This is a genomic window from Weizmannia sp. FSL W8-0676 (genome assembly GCF_038593015.1).
GTDB lineage: Bacteria > Bacillota > Bacilli > Bacillales > Bacillaceae_C > Weizmannia > Weizmannia coagulans.
Window position 1 is genome coordinate 1,115,527 of the sequence record NZ_CP151954.1, and the last position, 22,088, is coordinate 1,137,614.

The 22,088-nt window shown below is 49.3% G+C and carries 23 protein-coding genes and 1 other annotated feature; of the genes, 21 read left to right on the top strand and 2 right to left on the bottom strand.

What is annotated here, in order from left to right:
- Positions 1 to 35: 35 nt before the first annotated feature.
- From murG to spoIIGA, 5 genes are all read left to right on the top strand, one after another.
- Entirely contained in the window at positions 36 to 1,139 is a 1,104-nt protein-coding gene (gene murG / locus NST20_RS05365; RefSeq protein WP_013858976.1) for an undecaprenyldiphospho-muramoylpentapeptide beta-N-acetylglucosaminyltransferase, read from the top strand.
- A 27-nt stretch (positions 1,140 to 1,166) separates the two neighbouring features.
- Positions 1,167 to 1,922, top strand: coding sequence for an FtsQ-type POTRA domain-containing protein (locus NST20_RS05370; RefSeq protein ID WP_342400224.1), 756 nt, complete (start codon positions 1,167 to 1,169; stop codon positions 1,920 to 1,922).
- Positions 1,923 to 2,240: 318 nt separating this feature from the next.
- On the top strand, positions 2,241 to 3,530 hold the full coding sequence (gene ftsA / locus NST20_RS05375; protein WP_342400225.1) for a cell division protein FtsA: 1,290 nt from the start codon (positions 2,241 to 2,243) through the stop codon (positions 3,528 to 3,530).
- Between the two features lie 87 nt (positions 3,531 to 3,617).
- A complete protein-coding gene (gene ftsZ / locus NST20_RS05380) occupies positions 3,618 to 4,751 on the top strand; it encodes a cell division protein FtsZ (RefSeq protein ID WP_013858981.1) in 1,134 nt (377 codons plus the stop codon).
- A gap of 601 nt (positions 4,752 to 5,352) precedes the next feature.
- Positions 5,353 to 6,279, top strand: coding sequence for a sigma-E processing peptidase SpoIIGA (spoIIGA, locus tag NST20_RS05385; protein ID WP_265115428.1), 927 nt, complete (start codon positions 5,353 to 5,355; stop codon positions 6,277 to 6,279).
- Between the two features lie 169 nt (positions 6,280 to 6,448).
- On the opposite strand, the gene NST20_RS05390 is transcribed toward spoIIGA, so the two are convergent.
- Positions 6,449 to 7,672, bottom strand: a complete 1,224-nt coding sequence (locus NST20_RS05390; RefSeq protein WP_237349286.1) for an IS110 family transposase — start codon at positions 7,670 to 7,672, stop codon at positions 6,449 to 6,451.
- A gap of 232 nt (positions 7,673 to 7,904) precedes the next feature.
- Between NST20_RS05390 and NST20_RS05395 the strand changes: the two genes are divergently transcribed.
- From NST20_RS05395 to NST20_RS05410, 4 genes are all read left to right on the top strand, one after another.
- Positions 7,905 to 8,156, top strand: coding sequence for a hypothetical protein (locus NST20_RS05395; protein WP_342400226.1), 252 nt, complete (start codon positions 7,905 to 7,907; stop codon positions 8,154 to 8,156).
- A complete protein-coding gene (gene sigE, locus NST20_RS05400) occupies positions 8,083 to 8,802 on the top strand; it encodes an RNA polymerase sporulation sigma factor SigE (protein WP_019721956.1) in 720 nt (239 codons plus the stop codon). Before NST20_RS05395 ends, sigE begins: the two co-directional genes overlap by 74 nt.
- A gap of 154 nt (positions 8,803 to 8,956) precedes the next feature.
- Positions 8,957 to 9,733 (top strand): RNA polymerase sporulation sigma factor SigG, encoded by a 777-nt coding sequence (sigG, locus tag NST20_RS05405; protein ID WP_013858985.1) that lies wholly within the window; start codon positions 8,957 to 8,959, stop codon positions 9,731 to 9,733.
- Between the two features lie 678 nt (positions 9,734 to 10,411).
- Positions 10,412 to 10,687, top strand: a complete 276-nt coding sequence (locus NST20_RS05410; RefSeq protein ID WP_265115427.1) for a YlmC/YmxH family sporulation protein — start codon at positions 10,412 to 10,414, stop codon at positions 10,685 to 10,687.
- 42 nt (positions 10,688 to 10,729) lie between these two features.
- Here NST20_RS05410 and NST20_RS05415 read toward each other — a convergent pair whose 3' ends face one another.
- On the bottom strand, positions 10,730 to 11,098 hold the full coding sequence (locus NST20_RS05415) for a 3D domain-containing protein (RefSeq protein WP_340703521.1): 369 nt from the start codon (positions 11,096 to 11,098) through the stop codon (positions 10,730 to 10,732).
- A gap of 277 nt (positions 11,099 to 11,375) precedes the next feature.
- On the opposite strand from NST20_RS05415, the gene pgeF reads away from it, so the two are divergent.
- The 12 genes from pgeF to NST20_RS05475 all read left to right on the top strand — a co-directional run bounded on the left by pgeF (position 11,376) and on the right by NST20_RS05475 (position 22,087).
- Positions 11,376 to 12,200 (top strand): peptidoglycan editing factor PgeF, encoded by an 825-nt coding sequence (gene pgeF / locus NST20_RS05420; RefSeq protein WP_013858988.1) that lies wholly within the window; start codon positions 11,376 to 11,378, stop codon positions 12,198 to 12,200.
- Positions 12,197 to 12,874 (top strand): YggS family pyridoxal phosphate-dependent enzyme, encoded by a 678-nt coding sequence (locus NST20_RS05425; RefSeq protein ID WP_265115423.1) that lies wholly within the window; start codon positions 12,197 to 12,199, stop codon positions 12,872 to 12,874. The genes pgeF and NST20_RS05425 overlap by 4 nt, the downstream gene beginning before the upstream one ends.
- 26 nt (positions 12,875 to 12,900) lie before the next feature.
- Positions 12,901 to 13,350, top strand: a complete 450-nt coding sequence (locus NST20_RS05430) for a cell division protein SepF (RefSeq protein ID WP_013858990.1) — start codon at positions 12,901 to 12,903, stop codon at positions 13,348 to 13,350.
- 5 nt (positions 13,351 to 13,355) lie between these two features.
- Positions 13,356 to 13,628, top strand: a complete 273-nt coding sequence (locus tag NST20_RS05435; RefSeq protein ID WP_017554172.1) for a YggT family protein — start codon at positions 13,356 to 13,358, stop codon at positions 13,626 to 13,628.
- Positions 13,629 to 13,688: 60 nt separating this feature from the next.
- On the top strand, positions 13,689 to 14,465 hold the full coding sequence (locus NST20_RS05440; RefSeq protein WP_342400227.1) for an RNA-binding protein: 777 nt from the start codon (positions 13,689 to 13,691) through the stop codon (positions 14,463 to 14,465).
- A gap of 107 nt (positions 14,466 to 14,572) precedes the next feature.
- The gene (locus NST20_RS05445; protein WP_035189233.1) at positions 14,573 to 15,088 is read left to right on the top strand and encodes a DivIVA domain-containing protein; all 516 of its coding nucleotides are present in this window, start codon (positions 14,573 to 14,575) and stop codon (positions 15,086 to 15,088) included.
- 49 nt (positions 15,089 to 15,137) lie between these two features.
- Positions 15,138 to 15,358, top strand: a binding site (T-box leader).
- Between the two features lie 93 nt (positions 15,359 to 15,451).
- Positions 15,452 to 18,220, top strand: coding sequence for an isoleucine--tRNA ligase (ileS, locus tag NST20_RS05450; RefSeq protein ID WP_029142301.1), 2,769 nt, complete (start codon positions 15,452 to 15,454; stop codon positions 18,218 to 18,220).
- A gap of 201 nt (positions 18,221 to 18,421) precedes the next feature.
- Positions 18,422 to 18,670 (top strand): hypothetical protein, encoded by a 249-nt coding sequence (locus NST20_RS05455; RefSeq protein WP_013858995.1) that lies wholly within the window; start codon positions 18,422 to 18,424, stop codon positions 18,668 to 18,670.
- Positions 18,671 to 18,861: 191 nt separating this feature from the next.
- A complete protein-coding gene (gene lspA / locus NST20_RS05460; protein ID WP_013858996.1) occupies positions 18,862 to 19,359 on the top strand; it encodes a signal peptidase II in 498 nt (165 codons plus the stop codon).
- Entirely contained in the window at positions 19,331 to 20,242 is a 912-nt protein-coding gene (locus NST20_RS05465; RefSeq protein ID WP_019721964.1) for an RluA family pseudouridine synthase, read from the top strand. Before lspA ends, NST20_RS05465 begins: the two co-directional genes overlap by 29 nt.
- 169 nt (positions 20,243 to 20,411) lie before the next feature.
- Positions 20,412 to 20,954 (top strand): bifunctional pyr operon transcriptional regulator/uracil phosphoribosyltransferase PyrR, encoded by a 543-nt coding sequence (gene pyrR, locus NST20_RS05470; protein ID WP_017552910.1) that lies wholly within the window; start codon positions 20,412 to 20,414, stop codon positions 20,952 to 20,954.
- 230 nt (positions 20,955 to 21,184) lie between these two features.
- Positions 21,185 to 22,087 (top strand): aspartate carbamoyltransferase catalytic subunit, encoded by a 903-nt coding sequence (locus NST20_RS05475; protein ID WP_342400228.1) that lies wholly within the window; start codon positions 21,185 to 21,187, stop codon positions 22,085 to 22,087.
- Position 22,088 lies beyond the last annotated feature (1 nt).

The window sequence follows — 22,088 nt, forward strand, 5'->3', positions numbered from 1 at the left end:
CGTGCAACCCAGCACGGCGTCCTGAGGTGGAAAAAATGAAAATCATTGTCAGCGGGGGCGGAACAGGCGGGCATATTTATCCGGCCCTGGCATTGATCAGAACGATCAAACAGAAACATCCTGACACGGAATGTTTGTATATCGGCACGGAAAAAGGGCTCGAATCCCGGCTTGTGCCGCGGGAAAGCATTCCGTTCAAATCGATTCATATTACGGGGTTTAAACGCTCCCTTTCGTTTGAAAATGTCAAAACGGTTGCCCGCTTTCTAAAGGGCGTGAGCCGGTGCAAAAAAATCATCCGGGAATTCAAGCCGGATGTTGTCATCGGCACAGGCGGGTATGTATGCGGGCCGGTTGTCTACGCCGCCGCCAAACTGCACATCCCGACCATTATCCACGAACAAAACAGCGTGCCGGGGCTGACGAATAAGTTTTTAAGCCGGTACGTTGACAAAGTGGCCATTTGCTTTGAATCCGCAAAATCTTTTTTTGATGAGAAAAAAGTAGTACTGACCGGCAATCCGCGCGCATCGGAAGTGATCGGGGAGAAAAGGCGCGACGTCCTTTCCGGTTTCGGCCTGAAAACTACGCTTCCAACCGTTCTCATTTTCGGCGGGAGCCGCGGGGCACGCCCGATTAATGAAGCGGTTGTGAAATCTTTTTCCAATTTTGCACAAAAAAATTACCAGGTCATTTATGCGACAGGGGATGTGCATTATGAGGCCGTCAAAAAAGAAATTGCACTGATCGGCGAAAAGGGAAATATCAAAGTGGTGCCGTTTATCCACAATATGCCGGAAGTGCTGCGTGCGGTGGATCTTGTCGTCTCAAGGGCGGGCGCAACCACATTGGCCGAACTGACGGCGCTCGGCCTGCCTAGTATTTTAATTCCGAGCCCTTATGTGACAAATAATCACCAGGAAAAAAACGCGAAAACACTCTTGGAAAACGGTGCAGCTTTTATGCTGCTTGAAAAAGATTTATCTTCCGCGAAGCTCGTGTCCCTGATCGATAAAATTTTACTGGATCGGGAACAAATGGAGAAAATGCAGGCGGCCGCCCGCAAGCTCGGCATTCGTGACGCTTCGTGGCGGCTTTATGAAGTGATGGAAAATCTGGCCGCAAAAGCCAAATCATGATGCGGCAAATAAAAAGGGAGGAACAAAATGGCGCGGTCTGACAAAAACATCGTTTCGCTGGAAGACCGGATCCCGAAATTAAAGCAGCAGCGCCGCCGAAAAACGAACCGGCGGCTCATCATGCTGCTGACGGTTTTTTTTATGCTGGTGATGCTGATCATCTACCTTGAGTCCCCGCTGAGCCGCGTCCATCGCATTCAGATAGAGGGGAATGAGGCGGTCAGCAAGCTGTACATCCTGAAAAAAAGCGGTATTGCCACGGGTGAGAATATATGGAATATCCGTAAAGGCGCAGTCCGGAAAAGAATCGCATCCATCCCTGAAATTGATTCGGTGAAAATGGGCATTTCCTTGCCGAATACGCTTTACATAAAAGTGAAAGAGCATCAAAAAATCGGATATTTACAGCAGAAAAATGGTTTTTTGCCGGTTTTGGACAACGGTTCGGTCGTCAAAAGAACGGTGAAAGAAATTCCGGCCGCAAGCCTGATATTTACCGGCTTCAAACAGGATACGCATTTGCATGAAATGATCCGCCAGATGCAAAAATTGCCGGATTCGATTACAAATGCCATTTCGGAAGTCCGCTATACCCCTTCAAACGTTGACCGTGACCTTGTCACCCTGTACATGAATAACGGTTTTGAAGTACGCGCCAGCATTCCGTCATTCGCAGAAAAGATGGCGCATTACCCTTCGATCATCAGCCAGCTTGACCCGAAGAAAAAAGGTGTGATTGACCTTGAAGTCGGTTCGTATTTTAAAGCTTACGATTCGAAGTGAACATGAAAAAATTTCGCTTTTCTCCGTGTCCATCTTAGTGTAGACTTATGATGAAACCAAATTTTAGGAATTGCTATATTTTGAGGCTGGAAATATTTTGATAACCAAAAGAAAATGAAAAAAGTCCGATTGAAAAAAAGGGAATTTCACCATGACGAAGAATACTTTCTTTATACTCACCTTTTTAAATGGAGGCTTCAGGCGGGCTCACGGACGGAACGGCAAAAAGAGCCCGCCTCAGAAGAGACGAATTGGAAAAATGGGGCTTTAACATAGGCGGATTGCGTTTGATCGAAAGGCAAAGGGAGGTGCCGCAGTATGAACAGCAGTGAAATATATGTGAGTCTTGACATCGGTACATCTGCCACGAAAGTCATCATTGCCGAAATGGGCAATGATTCATTAAATATTATTGGGGTTGGCAATGTCAGGTCCGAAGGCATTAAAAAAGGATCGATTGTAGATATAGATGAAACCGTACTGTCCATCAGGCGGGCAATTGAGCAAGCGGAAAGAATGGTCGGCATGAAAATTGACCACGTGATCGTCGGCATTGCCAGCAATCATGTGATGCTGCAGCCGTGCCACGGGGTGGTGGCGGTCCAGAGCGAAAACCGTGAAATCACGGACGGGGATGTACAAAGAGTGATGGATGCGGCGCAAGTGCTTTCTATTCCTCCCGAAAGAGAGATTGTGAATGTCATTCCGAAGCAATTCATTGTGGACGGTTTAGATGAAATACATGATCCTCGCGGGATGATCGGTGTCAGATTGGAAATGGAAGGCATCATTGTCACGACTTCCAAAACGATCTTACATAATACATTGCGCTGTGTGGAAAAGGCTGGTCTGACCATTGCGGAAATTGTCCTCATGCCGCTTGCAGCCGGCACCATTGCACTGTCAAAAGATGAAATGGAACTCGGGACGGCACTCGTTGATATCGGCGGCGGGTCGACGACGCTGGCTGTTTTTGAAAACGGCCATATCCGGACAACGAGCGTGCTGCCCGTCGGCGGAGACCATATCACAAAAGATTTGTCCATCTGTCTGAGGGCTTCAACGGAAGATGCGGAAAAAATCAAACTGAAACACGGGCACGCGTTCAGCGAGAATGCGCTCGAAGACGATGTTTTTGATGTGCAGATCATCGGCAGCGAACAAAAAGAACAATTTAACCAATTACAAATTTCTGATATTATAGAAGCTAGATTAGAAGAAATCTTTTTGCTTATCCAGCAGGAACTCAGGAAAATCGGCGTTCATGATTTGCCGGGTGGGATTGTGCTGACAGGGGGCACTGCAAATATGCCCGGAGTACCGGAGCTTGCAGAAACGGTCTTTCAAAACCGCGTAAGAGTCGCCATTCCGGATTATATCGGCGTCCGTGAGCCGCAATATACGACGGCGGTCGGCCTGATCCAGTACGCCGCGAAAAATGCGCGACTGGAAGGGAAAAATGTCAGTTCCCGCCTGGTGGCAGCCGGAATGGAGCATGTGGAACCAAAACCGGCGAAAAAACTGCAGTCCAAACCGAAACAAGCATCCGGCCAGGAAGAAAAAATTTCATCGAAAATGAAAAAATTCTTTGGTTTGTTTTTCGAATAGCCTGCCGGCATCATGTGCGGAAAACCGGAGCCCGTCCGGCAGCAGGACCGGGATAAGATACGCAATACGAATTAGGAGGATTAGTGAATGTTAGAGTTCGATACCAATGTAGACGCTTTGGCAACGATAAAAGTTATCGGCGTTGGCGGCGGCGGCAACAATGCCGTGAACCGCATGATTGAACATAATCTGCAGGGCGTTGAATTTATTGCCGTAAACACGGATGCCCAGGCATTAAACCTTTCCAAAGCTGAAATTAAAATGCAAATTGGCGCAAAGTTAACGCGCGGCCTCGGTGCCGGCGCAAATCCGGAAGTAGGGCGGAAAGCGGCCGAAGAAAGCAAAGAACAAATTGAAGAAGCGTTAAAGGGTGCGGATATGGTGTTCGTGACAGCCGGGATGGGCGGCGGCACCGGAACAGGGGCGGCGCCGGTCATTGCCCATATCGCAAAGGAACTCGGGGCGCTGACGGTCGGGGTGGTCACAAGGCCGTTCACATTTGAAGGTCGCAAACGGGCAAACCAGGCGGCCGGCGGCATCAGTGCCATGAAAGAGGCGGTCGATACGCTGATTGTTATCCCGAATGACCGCCTGCTGGAAATTGTGGATAAAAGCACGCCGATGCTGGAAGCATTCCGGGAAGCGGATAATGTGCTGCGCCAGGGCGTACAAGGGATTTCCGACCTGATCGCGGTGCCGGGTTTGATCAACCTGGATTTTGCGGATGTCAAAACGATTATGACCAATAAAGGTTCGGCGCTCATGGGAATCGGGATTGCTTCCGGGGAAAACCGTGCGACAGAGGCGGCAAAAAAAGCCATTTCATCGCCGCTGCTTGAAACGTCCATTGACGGTGCACAAGGCGTGCTGATGAACATCACCGGCAGCGCGAATTTAAGTTTGTATGAAGTGCAGGAAGCGGCCGATATTGTTGCGTCCGCATCAGACCAGGAAGTCAATATGATTTTCGGATCCGTCATCAATGAAAGCCTGAAGGATGAAATTGTGGTCACGGTCATTGCAACCGGCTTTAATGAAGAAGCACAGGCCCAGGGCAAGCAGCGCCCGCCGCTCGGACAGTCGAGGCCGGCGCTGAATCAGCAAACAAAGCGCGAAACAAAGCGTGAAGAACCCCAGTCTGAACCGCAGCGCACCGTTCAGTACAGTGAAGATACACTCGATATTCCGACTTTTTTGCGGAACCGGAACAGAAGAAAATAATGAAAGAGCCCGTCTCTGTTTTCCAGGCCATCGCCTGAAAGCAAAGACGGGCTTTTTTGCGCTTGAATACTTTTCAAACCCGGTTTGGATTCGCAGAGGGTGCCTGCTTATCCAGCCGGGTTTTTTCTTTTCGGATGCATACCGACGTGACTACAGGACTACCCGGAAAGCACGCCTGACACTTTTCGGTTAAAAAAATGAAAAGTTCTGTTTTTTTGCCAGCAGAAACTGACACACTTTGATGCTCCAGGTGCGTTATACTAGCCATAAATCAAATTAAGAAGGGCAGATGCAGCAATTGCGCAAAGCGGCCCGCCTGGCAGCCGGGGTATGCCGGAACTGCGACGGCCGGTTTGTGCCATGATTCATTCACCGGATGGGAGCCCTTAAGGCCGCAGCAGATGTACCTTTCAGCCACAATCACCGGGTTGGAGATCCTAAAGCCTTAGTGGATGTACCCTTCAACAACGTCACCGGGTTGGTGCACGAAAACCGACACAGCATGCATTGCGGCAGCATTCCGCAGGCTTTGGGCGCGCGGCCCGGGCAGAAGCGGCCGTTTTTGGGGGGGGCAGGTTCATTTGAGGCGGAGACAGGGGGGATGCGTTTGGTTGTATATATGGATGCCATCTGGCTTTTGAATTTTCTCGCCGACAGCCTGCTGTTATGGCTGACAAGCATTGCCTTAAAACGGCCGGCCCGCCTGCTCCGGATTCTTTCAGGCGGGCTTATCGGTTCAGTGATCATCATCATGGGCTTTATGCCGCAGCTCTCTTATTACGCCGGCAACCCGGCCGTAAAGTTGCTTTTTTCCGGCGCCATGGTGTTTGCGGTTTTCGGCTATAAGAGGTGGCGCTATTTTTTTTCAAATCTCTTAACCTTTTATTTTGCCACGTTTCTGATGGGCGGCATTTTAATGGGGGCCCACTACTTTTTAAGCTTTCGTTTTGACATGCAGGTGAAAATGCTGAAAGCTGCGGCGGGGGGATTCGGCGATCCGGTCAGCTGGGCGTTTGTTGCGCTTGGTCTTCCGGCAGCATGGCTGTTTTCAAAGAACCGGATTCAGGGGCTTGAAATGGCGAAAATCAAGTATGACCAGCTTGTCGATGTTTATATCCGCATCGGGGAAAGTGATTTTACAGCAAAAGGGCTGGTGGACAGCGGCAACCAGTTATATGATCCGCTGACAAAGCTGCCGGTGATGATCCTTTCCATCCTGCCCGTCCGTGAGCATCTCCCCGAAGAAATTGCGGCGCTTGCGGAAGATGCGACCCGTCTGCTGGACGGAAGTATTGCACTTCCTGACGAATGGGCCGGCCGCATCCGGTTCGTTCCGGCAAAAACGGTCGGGAAACAATCGCTTCTTTTGGCGTACAAGCCGGATGAGGTGCAACTGACGAGCGGAAACCGGACATGGCCTGTAAAAAAAGTGCTGGTTTCTTTTTCGGCACAACGTTTATCCGGGGATGATGCATTCAGCTGCATTGTCCACCCGCAAATGATGGCAGAAGCTGCGCAATCCGCCTGATGGTGACTTTAAAGTCCTACGGTGTGATGTCAAGGGTTAAAAACAAGTGAATTGGAAATTTTGTTGGCTCTATGTCGTAAAAATGGCAATACTGAACTAAGCCTCCAGACAATTGGAATAATCTGGAAGTTTTCAAGTTCAGGCTATCGATGATGGTTACCTGGTTACCTCATCGCGTCACCTTCTTTTTCGGCGCATAAATTTGATCGTTGCGGAGCAGCGCATCGATCAGGCGCACCAGTTTTCTTGCCGTTAAGACGAGGGCGCGTTTGTGTGAGTGCTTATGCACCTCACGATATTTCTTTTGGTAAAAGGCGCGGTACTCAGGTTCGTGTCGCCGGACCAGATTGGCAGCCTCAACCAGGTAATACCGGAGATAACGATTGCCTGTACGCGCAAGCATTTTGTCATCAGCCTCAAAATCACCCGATTGGTGGCGGGGCCAGAACAATCCGGCAAATTTTGCGATCGCGGCTTGGTCGTCAAAGCGCTCAATGTCGCCGATTTCAGCGAGAATCCCAGCACAGCTCACCGGGCCTATTCCCGGAATGGTCTGGAGGGTATTCGGGATTCCATCAAGAACGCGGGCAATCGCCTTATCCAAATCCTTGATTTGGCGTTTAAGATGCCGGATGATCTCAATAGAACTGCCCAGGACCAAGTCAATCGAATCCTCCACACATTTAGAAAGCCGGTAAGAGGACCGGGCAGCTTTTTGGATGGATGCGGCCAAATCCTCGGGATCGCTAAAGCGGCCATGGCCTTTGGTCTGGAGATACATCGCTAAGTCCTCCAGAGGCATTTGGGCAATTTCATCGAGGCTATAGGCCTCAAGCAAAAATTCCGTTATGGCATGGCCGAAGACCGATGTATCCACTTCAAGGTTAAAGGCACTGAATTTGAAAAACAGATGATTCAAAAATACCTGTTGTTCCCGGGTTAAACTTTGAATCAGGTGATAGCGCATCCGTGTTAACCGTTGAAGGGCAAGGTATTGTTCTGACTGAATCACGGATTTCGGCAATCTCCCGAAACGCAAGCGGTCCGCAATTACCCAGGCATCTTTGGGATCGGTCTTGTCCATCTCGGCATAAGCCTTTTTGAAATTTCTCACCAGCTTCGGATTCAGGGTAAACACCTTTGTACGACGCTGTTTCAGCTCGGGATCTTCATGGAAAAACATTGCCGGGTGCCAACTATACACAGATGTGGCCTCCATGGCGATCTGGATGGTGTCATCCGCCTCCGCATGTTGGAGGATGGTGTCTCTTAACTCAGAGGCACCGGGAAGATTGTTTGTCACCGTTTGGGTGGCTAACGTTTCCCCCATTCCATCCATCAGGCAGGCATCGAGGTTTTTGGAGCTCACGTCAATACCGACAAATAAGGGCATATGATTTCCTCCTCTCTGTATTGGGATCGATGGAATCGGACGCTTCGGGATATCCCCAGATGGCTTGCCGATCTGTCAGCCTCGCGTATGAGAACTCATCCGGGCCGTGGGCTGCCTGGAACTGCTCATTTCCAGCACGGAGATCCGGAGGAACGGCCTACGGGTTAGACGTTCAAGCAAGAACCTGGGGATGCAGACTTTTCGAGTAGTCAGGCTACAAGGAGGGGAAGCATTGACCCAAACGATCCTAAGACCATTATCCGGGAACATCGCGAAGCGTCCAAGTCCGAACTTGTATTCCGGGCTCGCCCGGAATACAAAATCTTATATTCACTTGTCAATGAGCAGCAGAATGAACTGGAAATTGACATCCACTTTGGATTTAAACTTATTATACGAGGAGGATGAATGTGAAACATTTACGGTTGAAACTCTCTTATTTTTGGTACAAACTCCTGTTCAAGCTCGGGCTGAAAGCGGATGAAGTGTATTATATCGGCGGGAATGAAGCCCTGCCGCCCCCGCTTTCCAAAGAAGAAGAAGAAATGCTGTTAAAAAAACTGCCGGCAGGGGATAAGGCAGCACGTTCGCTCCTCATTGAACGCAACTTGCGCCTTGTCGTTTACATTGCGCGCAAATTTGAAAACACCGGCATCAATATTGAAGATTTAATCAGCATCGGCACAATCGGCCTCATTAAAGCCGTAAATACGTTTAATCCGGAAAAGAAGATCAAACTGGCGACATACGCTTCCCGCTGTATTGAAAATGAGATTTTGATGTATTTAAGGCGGAACAATAAGCTCCGGTCCGAAGTTTCGTTTGATGAACCGCTAAATATCGATTGGGACGGCAATGAACTGCTGCTTTCGGATGTGCTCGGCACAGACGATGATATCATCACAAGGGACCTTGAAGCAAATGTCGATAAAAAATTGCTTTACAGCGCCCTGCACCGTTTGTCGGACCGGGAAAAGCAGATTATGGAATTGCGTTTCGGCCTTAAAGGGCAGGAAGAGAAAACACAAAAAGATGTCGCCGATATGCTCGGCATTTCCCAGTCCTATATTTCACGGCTTGAGAAAAGAATAATTAAAAGATTGCGTAAAGAATTCAATAAAATGGTATAGCAGGAAAATTTGCAGGCGGGCGGGAAGCAGGAACGGCAATGTCCGGGCATCTTCCGCAGGCAATTCCCGCTTTTTGCGCAGTGCATAAATTTCCCACCCGGGGAGATACTGTTTTTTGAACAGCAGCTCCTGAGTCCTGAAGGGGGGAAAAGATTTGAAGCGCAACAAAGTGGAAATTTGCGGGGTGGATACCTCCAAGCTTCCCGTTTTGAAAAATGAGGAAATGAGGGATCTTTTAAAGAAAATGCATGCCGGCGATACGTCTGCAAGAGAAAAGCTGGTCAATGGCAATTTGCGCCTTGTGTTAAGCGTCATTCAGCGCTTTAACAACCGCGGCGAATATGTGGACGACCTGTTTCAAGTCGGCTGTATCGGACTCATGAAATCCATCGATAATTTTGATCTGAATCAAAATGTCCGCTTTTCAACGTACGCCGTGCCGATGATTATCGGCGAAATCCGGCGTTATTTACGGGATAATAATCCGATCCGCGTATCGCGCTCCTTGAGGGATATTGCTTATAAAGCCCTGCAAGTAAGGGAAAAGCTGATGAGCGCCACTTCGAATGAACCGACAACAGAAGAAATCGCCAGAGAGCTGGATGTTCCGCACGAAGATATTGTATTTGCACTTGATGCCATACAGGATCCCGTATCGCTGTTTGAACCGATTTATAACGACGGCGGGGATCCGATTTATGTCATGGACCAGGTGAGTGACGAAAAAAACAAAGATTCGCAATGGATTGAAGAAATCGCCTTGCAGGAAGGGATGCGGCGCCTGAACGAGCGGGAGAAAATGATCATCCGCAAACGGTTTTTCCAAGGAAAAACACAGATGGAAGTCGCAGAAGAAATCGGCATCTCCCAAGCCCAAGTCTCCCGCCTCGAAAAAGCAGCCATCAAACAAATGAACAAAAATATACAGTAGTAAGAAAAGCGGAGGGCGCTTGCTCGTCGGCGTATGAATTTCATAGTCCCCGAACTGAGATAAAGGAAACACGGCGAGGAACGAGCCGATGTTGACTTATCGTAGGGGAGGGGACTGGAAATTCACTAGCCGACAGCGCCCGCAGCTGGACAAAGAAAAGCGGAGGCGACTGTACAGCGGCGTACGGATTTTGTAGTCTTCGACCGAGATAAAGGAAACACGATGAGCCGACAGGTGAATCGATGCCCGCTTATCGAAAGGAGAAGACGTAAAAATCCGCTAGCCGCTAGGAGCCGGAGCTGGACAATAAGAAAAGCGGAGGGCGTTTGATTATCGGCGTACGGATTTTATTAGGCCTCTGACTGAGATTGAGTGAAACTGCAATCATCAGGGCTATTGCCCTGATGATTGCAAGTTGAACCAATCGGACATGTACGGGCAGTTGCCACCGTCTAACTTACTAGGATGTAATTTCTGAGTGCCCATGGCGGGGGTCTTACTGCCCGTTAATGTGGGATAAAGGAAACACGGCGAGGAACGAGCCGATGCCCGCTTACCGTAGGGAAGAGGCCGGAAAATCCGCTAGCTGATAACGCTCGCTGCTTTTCTATTCGTAAAATGCTCCTCCCGTGCATAAACTTGTATTACATGGCGGAAAGACAGCAGGGGGGAGAGCAGATGGTCCGGATTTCGGATTTTCAAGTGAAGGATGTTGTCAGCATATCGGACGGCAGAAAACTCGGAAACGTGGAAGATATTGATATCAACCTGGATAATGGCACAATTGAAAGTATCATTGTCGGCGGCTCATCGGGGAAAATGTTCGGCTTATTTGGAAAAGAGGACGAAGTGGTCATCCCGTGGAGCAACATCGTAAAAATCGGCACCGACGTTATCCTCGTCAGGTTTAAAGAGTCGGCCTATACACAGCAGCTGCAGGAACCGAAAAAATAAGCGCGGCCTGGAAAAGAAAAAAAACGGCCGCGCAGCCGTTTTTTACTTATACACTTTAATTGTCACTGTTTTGCGGCCCCACTGAAGGGCTTTCTTTTTACTTGAAATAAATACATCAATTTTTTTCCCTTTGATAGCCCCGCCGGTATCACCGGCAACCGCCATACCGTAACCCGGAACGTACACTTTCGAACCGAGCCGGATCACCTTTGGATCGACCGCAATCACTTTTGCGGAAGGATGCCTTTTCAAGTTGATGCCGGTGGCCGTAATCCCGCCGCCGGAACCCGCTGTGTAAGCCGTTGCTTTCACCGTCATCGTGCGGTAAGAAGAAGTTGTTACCGCAAATGCGTGTCCCGTTCCAATTGACAACATACATACAGTCAGTAATGATACCAAAGTTTTCTTCAAATTCATTACCTCTTCTATGTAAGTGATTTATTATCAATAGAGTAGCAGTTTAATATAACAGAAAAGTAACAGCCATTTATTAGTTTCGTTACAAACCCGTTACATCCGGGAAATTTCCGGATTATCCCCCGTTTTTAAGCTAAAAAGTAGAGAATTTTGATGAAATTTGCTATAAATAAAATCAGTACGGAAGAAAACGCATTCAATGCGAAAATGTATAGAAGACATATGGATAAAAAGGTATAATAGTACAAAAGAGAAACCGGGTGAGGGTGTGATGAGAGAACCGTTTGTAAAAACACAGGCATTGTATTATGCTGTCGGCGCCTGGCAAAAAAACGGGATATGTGCCGGATTTACAGTGAAAAACGGCGGCACAAGCATAAATTTTCCCGGCAGTTTAAACCTTGCTTTCCATGTGGACGACGATCCTGAATCGGTCAGGAAAAACCGGGAGATCGTTGCAAGTGCAACCGGATTCCCTTTATCAAACTGGATCGGCGCCGAACAGACGCACGAAGACCATGTTGAACGGGTCACGCGCAAAGATGCCGGCAAGGGGGCGGCTGAATACCGTTCCTCTTTTCCGCATACGGACGGATTGTACACCGATGAAAAAGAAATCTTGCTTGTGCTGGCGTTTGCGGACTGTGTGCCGGTTTTCTTTTTCGCATCGAAGTACGGCCGCGTCGGGATCGCACATGCGGGGTGGAAAGGAACCACCCGCGGGATTGCGGCTAAAATGGTTGAAAAATGGGTAAAGGATGGGGTGCCACTTGATGAAATAGAAGCCGTCATCGGACCGTCCATTTGCGGCAAGTGCTATCTTGTCGATGACCGTGTCATCCAGGCTGTCCGCCCCTGGACCGGCAAAGGAGAAAAATTGCCGTACGTGGAAAAATCACCCGGCCAGTATGCGCTCGATTTAAAGCAGTTAAATAAAATCATATTACAGCAGGCAGGCATTCCGGAAAGCCGGATCGCAGTCAGCAGCCTGTGCACAAGCTGTTGTGAAGAAGACTTTTTTTCGCACCGGCGTGATCACGGCTCTGCCGGGAGAATGCTTGGCTTTATTGGTATAAAAGGAGCACCGGAGAGATGAAAGTATCGGAAAACCTCGCGCACATCAACAAAAAAATTGAAAAAGCGTGCCAAAGGGCAGGAAGAAGCCGCGGGGATGTGGAAATCATTGCAGTAACGAAATATGTCACAACAGAAAGGGCAAAAGAGGCACTGGAAGCAGGCATTCGGCATCTTGGCGAGAACCGAGACGACGGCCTTCTGGCAAAATACGAGGCGCTCGGAAACCGCCCCGTCTGGCATTTTATCGGGACGCTGCAGACAAGGAAAGTTAAAAACATTATTGATAAAGTCAGCTACATACACTCTTTGGACCGACTGAGCCTTGCGGAGGAAATCGAAAAAAGGGCGGCAAAATTGGATAAAGAAATCAAATGCTTTATTCAGGTGAATGTTTCCGGGGAAGAATCGAAACACGGGATGGCGCCCGGGCAAGTGGTTGATTTTGTCCGTAAACTGAAGGATTTTCCGCATATTTGCGTTGCGGGCTTGATGACGATGGCGCCGCTTACGGAAGATCAGGACGTCATCCGGCGCACATTCCGCGGGCTGAAAACTTTGCAGCGGGATATTGAATCGCTGCATTTGGATTACGCTCCGTGCCGTGAATTGTCGATGGGAATGTCCAATGACTTTGAAATTGCAGTAGAAGAAGGGGCGACTTTTGTCAGAATCGGCACTGCGCTTGTCGGATAAGGGAAAACAAACGGAGGTGTAATGGAATGGGACTGAAAACGAAATTTAAGTCATTCTTTTTGCTTGATGATGAATACGAAGACCAGGAAGAAGAAATGATGGAAAAAGAGTATGAAGAACCCGAGCAACCCGCTGAGAAACCGGTCCGGCATGCGCGGCAAAATGTGGTCAGCCTGCAAAGCGTCCAAAAGTCTTCAAAAGTCATTCTGGTGGAACCGCGGGTTTATGCCGATGCACAGGAAATTGCCGACCATTTGAAAAACCGGCGCGCGGTGGTCGTCAATTTGCAAAGCATGCCGCATGACCAGGCGAAGCGGATTGTCGATTTTCTGAGCGGGACGGTGTACGCCATTGCAGGCGATATCCAGAGAGTCGGCAGCAATATTTTTCTTTGTACGCCGGATAACGTGGAAGTTTCCGGAAAAATTTCTGAATTCCTGCAGGGGCAGGAATATGACGATACGAGGTGGCCATAAACCGGATGGATCCAATTTTAGTCTCAATTTTAAACATCATTCTGCTTCTCATGAGAATTTACTCTTACATTCTCCTGATTTATATCTTTATGTCGTGGTTTAATCTCAGGGACACCGACATCGGGCGTTTGTTTGCGCGCGTTTCGGAACCTTATCTTGACCCTTTCCGCAGAATCATTCCGCCGATCGGCATGATTGATATTTCTCCGATCGTCGCTTTTTTTGTCCTGGATTTGGCAAGAGCCGGCATTGCGCAAATTTTTTCTTGGTTCATGTAAAAAAGCCATTTTCAGAAAAAGGGACTGTGCAGTTCCTTTTTTTAAAAGGAGCAAAGACAAATGGATTCGATTTACCAGCATTTCCGGCCGGATGAAAAGGAATTTATTGACCAGGTGCTGGCCTGGAAACAATACGTGGAAGATGCGTATGCCCCTGAACTGACGGATTTTTTGGATCCGCGGATGCAGCAGATTGTCAACACGGTGACCGGAAATCACGGCGCGGTCTCCGTCCGGGCTTTTGGCGGATACAAAGAGAGCGAGCGGAAAAGAATACTGCTTTTTCCTGACTATTTTTCTCCGGATGAGGACGACTTCCATCTTGCCTTATTCGAAGTACATTACCCTGCCAAATTTGTTTCCTTTGAACATAAACATGTGCTTGGTTCGCTGATGGCGCTCGGCCTGAAACGCGAAAAATTCGGGGATATTTTAATCGGGGAAGGGCGCATTCAGTTTTTCGCTGCGGCCGAACTTGCGGACTTTATTCAAATGGAATTCCGGCAGATCGGAAAAACGCCGGTCACCCTTACGAAAATGCAGTTGGATCAGGCCATCCGGCAGCAACAACACTGGCTTGAAAAACAGGCCACCGTCAGTTCGCTCCGCCTTGACGTGATTTTGTCCGCCGTTTATAACATTTCAAGGCAGAAAACGCGGATGCTGATTGAGCACGGGCTTGTGAAAGTGAACTGGAAAACAGTGGAAGACCCGTCATTCCAGTGCGGGGAAGGCGATACTTTTTCAACCAGGGGATACGGGAGAAGCCGGCTCATCCGGGTGGAAGGCAAAACGAAGAAAGAAAAATGGCGAATGGTGGCAGGGATTTTAAAATAATTTGATTGATTAGCAGGATTTTCCCAAAAAATCGTCGAATTCCATTATAATATAAAAAAGAAGGGGAATCTTGCAATCGAAAGGCAAATTGAACAGGAGGTGGCCACATGCCTTTAACGCCTTTAGATATACATAATAAGGAGTTCAGCAAAGGGTTTCGCGGCTATGATGAAGATGAAGTAAATGAATTTCTTGACCAGCTGATAAAAGATTATGAAATGCTGATCCGCGAAAAGAAAAACCTGGAAGATAAGGTGGCGTCATTAAACGAACGGCTGAGCCATTTTACTTCCATTGAGGAAACTTTAAATAAATCGATTGTTGTTGCCCAGGAAGCGGCGGAAGAAGTAAAGGGCAATGCCCAGAAAGAAGCGAAACTGATCATTCGCGAGGCGGAAAAAAATGCCGACCGGATTGTCAATGAAGCCCTTTCGAAGGCAAGAAAAATTGCGCTCGAAATCGAAGAGCTGAAAAAACAGTCGAAAGTCTTCCGGACGCGCTTTAAAATGCTGATTGAGGCGCAGCTTGACCTGATTGATAACGATGACTGGGAAAAGCTGATGGAATTTGAAGTCGATGCCACGGACTTTGAGCTGGAAGAAGAAGAAGCAAATCAGACTTGACGAATCCGAAAAGGGTCAACTATAATGGAATACATTCAATACTGTATACGAAAAAACGATGACAGGGCAGTAGGGTTGTGAAAGCTTTCCAAGCGAGCCGGGGACAGTGCGAGCCCGGCAAAGCGCGCAGCCTGAACATCCCCCTTGAGTTCTTGCCTTGAACGCCGAAAAGGCCAGTAGAGTTAAGCGGGACCTTCCACGTTACGGATGTCGAGCGGGCATATTGGATGCCTACTAGGGTGGTACCGCGGGAACCTTCTCGTCCCTATTTTGGGGATGGGAAGGTTTTTTTATTGGATTTTTGGCAAGGCTGAACATAACGAAAAATTCAAAATACAATATGCAAAAGGCAGGAGGATCAGCATGGATTACAAAGATACACTTTTAATGCCGAAAACGGATTTTCCGATGCGTGGAAATTTGCCGAAAAAAGAACCGAAAATCCAGGCAAAATGGGAAGAAATGGATATTTATCAAAAGGTGATGAAACGCACGGAAGGAAGGCCGCTGTTTGTGCTCCACGACGGGCCTCCGTATGCAAACGGCGATCTCCATATGGGCCACGCCCTGAATAAAACATTGAAAGACATCATCAACCGGTTTAAATCGATGACGGGTTACCATGCCCCTTATGTACCGGGCTGGGATACGCACGGGCTGCCTATTGAGCAGGAACTGACAAAAAAAGGCGTAGACCGGAAATCAATGTCGGTTGCCGAATTCAGGAAACTGTGCGAAAAATATGCCCATGAGCAAATCGATCGCCAGCGGACAGCGTTTAAACGGCTCGGCGTGCGCGGCGACTGGGAAAATCCGTATTTAACGCTCCGGCCCGCATATGAAGCCGAGCAAATCAAAGTATTCGGGGAAATGGCGAAAAAAGGCTATATTTACAAAGGCCTGAAGCCGGTATACTGGTCCCCTTCCAGCGAATCCGCGCTTGCAGATGCAGAAATTGAGTACAAAGACATCAAATCGCCATCGATTTATGTTGCGTTCGACGTAAAAGACGGAAAAGGCGTGCTTGACACGGACACAAAAATCGTCATCTGGACGACGACCCCTTGGACCATTCCGTCAAACCTCGGCATTGCCGTCAATCCGGAGATCAACTATGTGGTCGTAAAAACGGGCGGCAACAAATATCTGGTTGCCGAAGCCCTGCTTGAAGAAGTAAGCAGCGTTTTGGAATGGGAAAACGCGGAAGTCGTTCAAACAGTTCCGGGGAAAAAGCTGGAGTACATTGTCGCAAAACATCCGCTGTACGGCCGCGATTCGCTCGTCATGCTCGGCGACCACGTTACAACCGACAGCGGGACCGGCTGCGTCCACACCTCGCCCGGACACGGGGAAGATGACTTTCTCATCGGCAAAAAATACGGGCTTGATGTGCTTTGCGCGGTAGATGACAAAGGCATGATGACAAAAGACGCGCCCGGTTTTGAAGGGCTGTTTTACGACAAAGCCAACAAACCGATCTGCGAAGCACTGGATCAGGCAGGTGCGCTTTTGAAACTGAAGTTTTTAACGCACTCGTACCCGCATGACTGGCGGACGAAAAAACCGGTAATTTTCCGGGCAACATCGCAATGGTTCGCATCGATTGACATGTTCCGCGATGACATTCTGAAAGCTGTTGAAGATGTCAAATGGACGCCTGTTTGGGGCGAACTCCGGATGCATAACATGATCCGCGACCGCGGCGACTGGTGCATCTCCCGCCAGCGTGCATGGGGCGTGCCGATCCCTGTTTTTTACGCGGAAAACGGCGAAGCGATCATCACGGAAGAAACCATCCGGCATGTGTCCGACCTGTTCCGCAAACACGGATCAAACGTCTGGTTTGAACGGGAAGCGAAAGACCTGCTTCCGGAAGGCTTTACGCACCCGGGCAGCCCGAACGGCGTATTTAAAAAAGAAACGGATATTATGGACGTCTGGTTCGATTCCGGTTCTTCCCATCAGGGCGTGCTGGCTGCACAAGAAGGCTTGAAACGGCCGGCTGATTTGTACCTTGAAGGTTCCGACCAGTACCGCGGCTGGTTTAACTCGTCGCTCATTACCAGTGTGGCGGTAACAGGGCGCGCCCCGTACGACGGCGTTTTAAGCCACGGGTTTGTGCTGGACGGCGAAGGCCGGAAGATGAGCAAATCGCTCGGCAATACGATTTTGCCTGGCAAAGTGGTTGAACAGCTGGGGGCTGACATCATCCGCTTGTGGGTCGCTTCCGTTGACTATCAGGCGGATGTCCGGGTTTCCAATGAAATTTTAAAACAAGTGTCCGAAGTCTACCGGAAAATCCGCAATACGTTCCGGTTTATGCTGGGCAATCTGAACGACTTCGACCCGGCCCGGCACCAAGTTGCCTATGAAGATTTGCGCGAGGTCGACCGGTTTATGCTTGTCAAATTGAACAAGCTTGTAAAAGAAGTGCGGGAAGCTTATGAACGGTACGAGTTTGCCACGATTTACCATGCGGTGAACAATTTCTGCGCCACAGACCTCAGTTCGTTCTATATGGATTTTGCAAAAGACGTGCTGTACATCGAACTTGCAGACAATCCGGAACGCCGTGCGATGCAAACCGTTTTGTATGAATGCCTTGTTGCCTTAACCAAGCTATTGTCGCCGATTTTGCCGCATACAGCTGATGAAGTCTGGCAGTATATTCCGGGTGTGACGGAAGAAAGCGTCCAGCTGACCGATATGCCGGAATATGTGGATTTGCCGGATGCTAGTGCGCTTGAAGAAAAATGGAATGCGTTTATGGCGCTCCGGGGAGACGTTTTAAAAGCATTGGAAGAAGCGCGAAATGCAAAAGTAATCGGGAAATCGCTGACGGCAAAAGTAACCTTGTATGTGAATGAGGAGACGAAAGCACTGCTTGACAGCATTTCGGAAAGCAAAAAGCAATTGTTCATTGTATCGGGATTTGAAGTGGCAGGCGCCATTGAAGACGCGCCGGAAAATGCGCTGAAGCTTGAACACGCGGCTATTGTCGTCGAAAAAGCGGAAGGCGAAACATGCGAACGGTGCTGGGTTGTAACGCCGGAAGTCGGCCTGGACCATGACCATCCGACGCTCTGCCCGCGCTGTGCACAAGTTGTGAAAACATTGATGCGGGAAGTGTGAAGCTTTAAGCCGGGGCTTGCATGAAGACATGCAGCGCCGGCTTTTTTAACGGATTTCAGCCCATTGCCAGCGCCGGATTTTAACTGGCAAAAACCGTTTGCCGCTGCATGATTTTGTTACTTTTAGAAAACGTTTTTCCGCAAACAAGCCTTGCCTGCGGGAATGCTAAAACCAACAAAGAAGCGGGGAGGCTGTTGGAAGATGCGTAAAGATCCGAAAATTTGGCTGCAATCGCTACGGGCTGAATTATCCGTGTACGAGGCGAAACATGAGCTTGTGCAACATCTGGTTCAGGAGGAACTGAAAGAGATTGAGGCGGCATTGGACGGGTTCCACGGCACCCGGAAAGTTGCCCCGGGCCTTGCGGAAATCCCTTCCCTGTTGCCTGCGGACCGGCAAACCATCCTGTCATACGGCAAAGTAACCGTCCCGTATGATCTTATTCACTAGAAAAGGGCATTGCTTTTGCGCAACTTCAATCAGCAAGAATCCGCCTGAAAAAGCAGGCAGGGACGGGCGGACCGGGATCCGGCCGTCCGTTCTTTTCACTGCCTGTTGTTTATGCTAAAATGCAGGAAGAAATATATTCCGGGCCAGGCGGCATTTTGCGCCTGCCGTAAACACAGGCGGAGGAAAAGCGATTGGTTATTTTTTATTATGCGGTTGCACTCATTGTGGTCATCCTGGACCAGCTGGCAAAATGGCTCGTTTTAAAAGGGATGGCGCTCGGGGAAAGCATTGAAGTGATTCCGGGTTTCTTTTTTCTCACATCGACGCGCAACACAGGCGCTGCCTTCAGCATACTGGAAGGGCAGATGTGGCTGTTTTATCTCATCACCCTGGTTGTCATTGCCGGCATTCTTTATTACATACAAAAATACGCAAAAAACAGGGCGCTGCTTGGCACGAGCCTCGGCCTCATATTAGGGGGGGCAATCGGCAACTTTATTGACCGCCTGTTCCGCGGCGAAGTTGTTGATTTTGTCCATTTGCGTTTCGGCAGCTACGATTTTGCCATTTTTAACGTGGCGGACGCCAGTTTAACGATTGGCGTTGTACTGTTGCTGATTTCAATGCTTTTGGAAGACAGAAAGACAAAGGAGAAAACCGATGGAAAAAATGGATCACACCATTCTTGAACACGAAGCAAATGAACGGCTTGATAAAATTGTCTCATCCATCCGGGAAGAATGGTCGAGATCACAAGTCCAGCAATGGATTAAAGATGGCGATATTACCGTAAACGGCAAAAAAGAAAAAGCAAATTACAGATGCCAGGCAGGGGACCTGGTTGAAATTGAGGTGCCGGAGCCGGAATTGCCGGATATTGAACCGGAAGACTTGCATCTTGATATATATTATGAAGATGCCGATGTGCTTGTCGTTAATAAACCAAAAGGCATGGTTGTCCATCCGTCAAACGGGCATTTTACAGGGACGCTTGTAAACGGCCTGATGTACCACTGCAAAGATCTATCGGGCATTAACGGCGTGCTCCGCCCTGGGATTGTCCACCGGATCGACAAGGACACATCCGGGCTGTTAATGGTGGCCAAAAATGATTACGCGCACGAAAAGCTGGCGGCACAGCTCAGTGAAAAAACGGTGACCCGCAAATATTTTGCGCTTGTCCACGGCAATATTCCGCATGAAGCCGGCACCATTGACGCCCCGATCGGAAGGGACCCGGCTGACCGCCAGCGGATGGCCGTGGTCGATAACGGAAAAGACGCGGTGACCCATTTCCACGTGCTGGAACGGTTTGACCGGTATACATTTATCGAATGCCGGCTTGAAACGGGGCGCACCCACCAGATTCGCGTCCATATGAAGTATATCGGCCATCCTTTGGCAGGCGACCCGAAATACGGGCCGAAAAAAACGATTGATTTCGGCGGCCAGGCGCTCCACGCCGGGGTACTCGGTTTTTGCCACCCGCGCACCGGCGAAACGCTCACATTTGAAGCGCCGCTGCCGGATGATTTCGCGCATCTTTTAAACACAATGAGGCGCGGTTTGTGAACATCACGGTATAAAAAATATTGACAAACGGATGAAAAACGGGTAAGGTAAAAATAACTTCATAAGCCTTTTAAAAACAGTCCCGTGAGGCTGGCAAGGGAACGTTCATTTTACAAAGCCTTCCTGCCTTCGGTGCGGAAGGCTTTGATTTTTCCCGGGAGGAGACACCATGGCCCAAAAAGCGGTAGTAATGGATGAAATCATGATCCGCAGGGCGTTGACGCGGATCGCCCACGAAATCATTGAACGGAATAAAGGCATTGAAGACACGATGCTCATCGGGATTAAAACGCGCGGCATTTATCTCGCTGATCGCCTGGCAGAAAGGATTGAGAGAATCGAAGGGCGCAAAGTCGAAGTCGGCGAGCTGGACATCACGCTGTACCGCGATGATTTATCGAAAAAAACGGCAGACGGCGAACCGGAAGTGAAGGGCGCGAACCTGCCATCCAGCATCACCGGTAAAAAGATCGTGCTTGTCGATGATGTGCTCTATACAGGCAGGACAGTGCGCGCGGCGATGGACGCGCTGATGGATATCGGCCGCCCGAGCCGGATCCAGCTCGCGGTGCTCGTTGACCGCGGCCACCGGGAATTGCCGATCCGCCCCGATTTTATCGGGAAAAATATCCCGACGAGCCAGTCGGAAAGAATCGTTGTACAATTGACGGATGTGGACGGGCGGGACCTGGTCACAATCCATGATGTGTAATCCTTTTAAGCAAGCCCTGTGAGGTTTGCAAAGGAGTTTTGAAAGCCCCTTTGCACCCTTGAGGCAAAGGGGCTTTTCTATTGAAATGAATACGGAACACCTTTTAACTGCAAGTCCGGAGAGGCTTGGAAGGGTGCCGGCCGCGCAAGGCTTTTGACTTGCGTGCCATTTCACGCACCCTGCCATCAGCAGGGTGCTTTTTTTGGGTTAAAAACAAAGGAGGATGGAAAATGCAGCATTTTCTGACGATATCCGATTTGGGCAATGAGGAAATTTTGGAACTTCTAGATGAAGCCGATGCCTTTTCAAAAGGGGCCGTATGGAAAGCACCGGAGCCGGTTTTTGCAGCCAATTTGTTTTACGAGCCGAGCACGCGGACAAAATGCAGCTTTGAAGTGGCAGAACGGCGGATTGGCCTTGAGCTGCTTCGGTTTGAAGTCGGGGCTTCAAGCGTGCAAAAGGGTGAGACATTGTACGACACCGTGAAAACATTGCAGTCGATCGGCGTCAAACTTGTTGTGATCCGCCACCAGGAAGATGAATATTACAAGCAGTTCGCCGGAAATGTGGCGCTTTCGATTGTCAATGCGGGAGACGGCAGCGGCCAGCATCCGTCCCAGAGCCTCCTCGATCTGCTGACGATCAAACAGGAATTCGGCGGCTTCCGCGGTTTAAAGGTGTGTATCATCGGCGATATCGTCCACAGCCGTGTTGCCAGATCAAACGCCGAAGCATTGAAAAAGCTCGGTGCCACCGTCACTTGTTCGGGGCCTACAGAATGGTTTGACCCGACCATGCATCTCCGGTACGTCCCGGTCGATGACGGCGTAGCGGAGGCGGATGTCGTCATGCTGCTCCGCATCCAGCATGAACGCCATAAAGAAACCGCCCATCTGACAAAAGAAGCGTACCACCGTGCATTCGGCCTGACGGTGGAACGGGAACGGATGATGAAACCGGGCAGTATTATTATGCACCCGGGGCCGGTCAACCGCGATGTCGAGATTGCAAGCAGCCTTGTGGAGTGCAGCCGGTCGCGGATTTTCAAACAAATGGAAAACGGCGTGTTTGCCCGGATGGCGATTTTAAAAACGATTTTACAGAAAGAAAAAGCGGTTTTCCAGACAGCTTGAA

Coding starts and splice junctions, on each gene's coding strand:
- murG (WP_013858976.1), top strand. CDS start 36: ATGAAAATCATTGTCAGCGGGGGCGGAACAGGCGGGCATATTTATCCG.
- NST20_RS05370 (WP_342400224.1), top strand. CDS start 1,167: ATGGCGCGGTCTGACAAAAACATCGTTTCGCTGGAAGACCGGATCCCG.
- ftsA (WP_342400225.1), top strand. CDS start 2,241: ATGAACAGCAGTGAAATATATGTGAGTCTTGACATCGGTACATCTGCC.
- ftsZ (WP_013858981.1), top strand. CDS start 3,618: ATGTTAGAGTTCGATACCAATGTAGACGCTTTGGCAACGATAAAAGTT.
- spoIIGA (WP_265115428.1), top strand. CDS start 5,353: ATGCGTTTGGTTGTATATATGGATGCCATCTGGCTTTTGAATTTTCTC.
- NST20_RS05390 (WP_237349286.1), bottom strand. CDS start 7,672: ATGCCCTTATTTGTCGGTATTGACGTGAGCTCCAAAAACCTCGATGCC.
- NST20_RS05410 (WP_265115427.1), top strand. CDS start 10,412: ATGGTCCGGATTTCGGATTTTCAAGTGAAGGATGTTGTCAGCATATCG.
- pgeF (WP_013858988.1), top strand. CDS start 11,376: ATGAGAGAACCGTTTGTAAAAACACAGGCATTGTATTATGCTGTCGGC.
- NST20_RS05425 (WP_265115423.1), top strand. CDS start 12,197: ATGAAAGTATCGGAAAACCTCGCGCACATCAACAAAAAAATTGAAAAA.
- NST20_RS05430 (WP_013858990.1), top strand. CDS start 12,901: ATGGGACTGAAAACGAAATTTAAGTCATTCTTTTTGCTTGATGATGAA.
- NST20_RS05435 (WP_017554172.1), top strand. CDS start 13,356: ATGGATCCAATTTTAGTCTCAATTTTAAACATCATTCTGCTTCTCATG.
- NST20_RS05440 (WP_342400227.1), top strand. CDS start 13,689: ATGGATTCGATTTACCAGCATTTCCGGCCGGATGAAAAGGAATTTATT.
- NST20_RS05445 (WP_035189233.1), top strand. CDS start 14,573: ATGCCTTTAACGCCTTTAGATATACATAATAAGGAGTTCAGCAAAGGG.
- ileS (WP_029142301.1), top strand. CDS start 15,452: ATGGATTACAAAGATACACTTTTAATGCCGAAAACGGATTTTCCGATG.
- NST20_RS05455 (WP_013858995.1), top strand. CDS start 18,422: ATGCGTAAAGATCCGAAAATTTGGCTGCAATCGCTACGGGCTGAATTA.
- NST20_RS05465 (WP_019721964.1), top strand. CDS start 19,331: ATGGAAAAAATGGATCACACCATTCTTGAACACGAAGCAAATGAACGG.
- pyrR (WP_017552910.1), top strand. CDS start 20,412: ATGGCCCAAAAAGCGGTAGTAATGGATGAAATCATGATCCGCAGGGCG.
- NST20_RS05475 (WP_342400228.1), top strand. CDS start 21,185: ATGCAGCATTTTCTGACGATATCCGATTTGGGCAATGAGGAAATTTTG.